The organism is Bradyrhizobium sp. (assembly GCF_049581145.1).
Lineage (GTDB): Bacteria > Pseudomonadota > Alphaproteobacteria > Rhizobiales > Xanthobacteraceae > Bradyrhizobium.
On sequence record NZ_JBAURI010000065.1, the window covers coordinates 1 to 2,957 of the forward strand.

At 63.8% G+C, this 2,957-nt stretch carries 4 protein-coding genes; 3 read left to right on the forward strand and 1 reads right to left on the reverse strand.

The features are described from left to right. From WCB02_RS01845 to WCB02_RS01855, 3 genes are all read left to right on the forward strand, one after another. Positions 1 to 788 (forward strand): electron transfer flavoprotein subunit alpha/FixB family protein (locus tag WCB02_RS01845; RefSeq protein WP_423955729.1); only part of this gene is annotated, 788 nt, incomplete at its 5' end. A gap of 11 nt (positions 789 to 799) precedes the next feature. After that, the gene (locus tag WCB02_RS01850) at positions 800 to 2,107 is read left to right on the forward strand and encodes an FAD-dependent oxidoreductase (protein WP_423955731.1); all 1,308 of its coding nucleotides are present in this window, start codon (positions 800 to 802) and stop codon (positions 2,105 to 2,107) included. Positions 2,108 to 2,148: 41 nt separating this feature from the next. Next, complete coding sequence (locus tag WCB02_RS01855; RefSeq protein ID WP_423955733.1) at positions 2,149 to 2,445, forward strand: ferredoxin family protein; 297 nt, start codon at positions 2,149 to 2,151, stop codon at positions 2,443 to 2,445. A gap of 64 nt (positions 2,446 to 2,509) precedes the next feature. On the opposite strand, the gene WCB02_RS01860 is transcribed toward WCB02_RS01855, so the two are convergent. Beyond that, positions 2,510 to 2,957 (reverse strand): carboxymuconolactone decarboxylase family protein (locus WCB02_RS01860; protein WP_423955735.1); only part of this gene is annotated, 448 nt, incomplete at its 5' end.

Consider the following 2,957-nt stretch of genomic DNA (forward strand, 5'->3'; position numbering starts at 1 on the left):
ACACCAAGGCGCTGACCGACGTGGTCAACACCTATCAGCCCGAGATCCTGCTGCTGGGCGCGACCACGCTCGGCCGCGATCTCGCGGGATCGGTGGCGACTACGCTGCTCACCGGCTTGACCGCCGATTGCACCGAGCTCGACGTCGACACCGACGGCTCGCTCGCCGCCACGCGCCCGACCTTCGGCGGATCGCTGCTCTGCACGATCTATACGCTGAACTACCGGCCGCAGATGGCCACCGTGCGGCCGCGCGTGATGCCGATGCCGGAGCGCGCCGCGCGCGATCTCGGCCGCGTCATCCGCCATCCGCTCGGCCTCGTCGAAGCCGACATCGTTACCAAGGTGCTGTCGTTCCTGCCGGATCGCGATTCCGCTAAGTCCAATCTCGCCTATGCCGATGTGGTCGTGGCGGGCGGGCTCGGGCTCGGCTCGCCGGAGAATTTCCAACTGGTCCGCCAGCTCGCCTCCGTGCTCGGCGCGGAATATGGCTGTTCGCGGCCGCTGGTGCAGAAGGGCTGGGTCAGCTCCGATCGCCAGATCGGCCAGACCGGAAAGACCATCAGGCCAAAACTCTATATCGCCGCCGGCATCTCGGGCGCGATCCAGCACCGGGTCGGCGTCGAAGGCGCCGATCTGATCGTCGCCATCAACACCGACAGGAACGCGCCGATTTTCGAGTTCGCCCATATCGGCATCGTCACGGACGCGATCCGGCTGCTGCCGTCTTTGACCACGGCATTTCGCCTGCGGCTGTCGCCGCACTCGCGCGACCGTATCGCAAGCTAGAGGAGGAGATCATGATCGAAGAGAAGTTCGACGCGATCGTCGTCGGCGCCGGAATGGCCGGCAACGCGGCCGCACTCACGCTGGCGCAGCGCGGGCTGAAGGTGCTGCAGCTGGAGCGCGGTGAGTATTCCGGCTCCAAGAACGTCCAGGGCGCCATTCTCTATGCCGACATGCTCGAGAAGCTGATCCCCGATTTCCGCGAGGACGCGCCGCTGGAGCGTCACCTGGTCGAGCAGCGCTTCTGGATGATGGACGACCGCTCGCATGTCGGGCTGCACTACCGCTCCGATGATTTCAACGAGGAGAAGCCCAACCGCTACACCATCATCCGCGCCCAGTTCGACAAGTGGTTCTCGTCCAAGGTGCGCGAGGCCGGCGCAACCGTGCTGTGCGAAACCACCGTCACCGAACTGGTGCAGGACGCCTATGGCCGCGTGATTGGCGTGCGGACCGACCGCGAGAACGGCGAAATCCACGCCGACGTCGTGGTGCTCGCCGAAGGCGTCAACGGCCTGCTCGGAACCCGCGCCGGTTTGCGCGAGCGCCCGGAGGCCGACAAGGTCGCGCTCGCAGTGAAGGAAATGCATTTCCTGCCGCGCGAAACCATTGAAGCCCGCTTCAATCTCAAGGGCGATGAAGGCACCGTGATCGAGGCCGCCGGCACCATTTCGCGCGGCATGACCGGCATGGGCTTCATCTACGCCAACAAGGAATGCGTGTCGCTCGGCATCGGCTGCCTGGTCGCCGATTTCCAGCGTACCGGCGAGACGCCGTATGGCCTGCTCGATCGCTTCAAGCGTCATCCTTCGGTGGCGCCGCTGATCGAAGGCTCGGAGGTCAAGGAATATTCCGCTCACCTGATTCCCGAGGGCGGCTTCAAGGCGATCCCGCAGCTCTACGGCGAGGGCTGGCTGGTCGTCGGTGACGCAGCGGCACTCAACAATGCCATCCATCGCGAGGGGTCGAATCTAGCGATGACTTCGGGCCGGATCGCGGCCGAAGCGATCTTTCAGATCAAGTCGCGGCGCGACCCGATGACGGCGGATAATCTGGCGCTCTACAAGAAGATGCTGGATGGCTCCTTCGTCATCAAGGATCTGAAGAAATACAAGGATATGCCTGCATTGATGCACATCCAGTCGCAGAACTTCTTCCTGACCTATCCGCAGCTCGTCTCAAAGGCGATGCAGAATTTCCTGCGGGTGGATGGAACGCCCAAGGTCGAGAAGGAGCGCCTGACGCTGCGATCCTTCGTCCGTGCGCGGTCCTGGACCGGGCTGTTCGGCGACGCCTTCCGTCTCGCCCGTGCCTGGCGCTGACAATGAGCACAGCTTCAATATTGAACCAGGGAGACTGAACCATGAGTGCCGAGCCATCCGTGAGGGTCGAGGACAAGCTGTTCTACAATCGCTATCTGGTCGATGCCGGCCGGGCACACATCAAGGTACGGCCGCATAGCAAGCCGTCGCCGGAACTGCTGGCGCTGCTCAAGGCCTGCCCTGCGCGCTGTTATGAGCTCAACAACCAGGGCCAGGTCGAAATCGCGGTCGATGGCTGCATCGAGTGCGGCACGTGCCGAGTGATCGGCGAGGCCAGCGGCGACATCGAGTGGAGTTATCCGCGCGGCGGCTACGGCGTGCTGTTCAAATTCGGCTAGCCAAACGGGTTCCCGCGATACGCAACACGTATCGCGGGCCTTTCATTCGACGTTGGACTCGATGTTACTCGGCCGCCTGCGACGCCGTCGTCGCGCCAGCCTCGATCGCCACGGCGACTGACTGAATGATGGCGGCGAAACGCACGGCGGTCTGGATCGCCGCCGCCGTGACGCCGGCTTCCTGCAGCGCCTTCTCATGCGCGTCCATGCAGGCGCCGCATCCGTTGATGGCCGATACGGCGAGCGACCACAGCTCGAAATCCGCCTTGTCGACGCCGGGATTGCCGATCACGTTCATGCGCAGCCGCGCCGGCATCGCGCCGTACTCCTTGTTCGAGGCAAGGTGGACGAAGCGATAATAGACATTGTTCATGGCCATCACCGAGGCCACAGCCTTTGCTGCCGTCATCGCGGACGATGACAGATGTTCGGCGGAGACGGCTCCCATCGCGGCGATCACGGTGGGATTGCGCGTTGCGATCGCGGTGGCGAGGAAGAGCCCATATTTACTC

Bases quoted from the DNA above. Each gene is read 5' to 3' on its own strand.
- WCB02_RS01855 (WP_423955733.1), top strand. From the start codon at position 2,149: ATGAGTGCCGAGCCATCCGTGAGGGTCGAGGACAAGCTGTTCTACAAT.
- WCB02_RS01850 (WP_423955731.1), top strand. From the start codon at position 800: ATGATCGAAGAGAAGTTCGACGCGATCGTCGTCGGCGCCGGAATGGCC.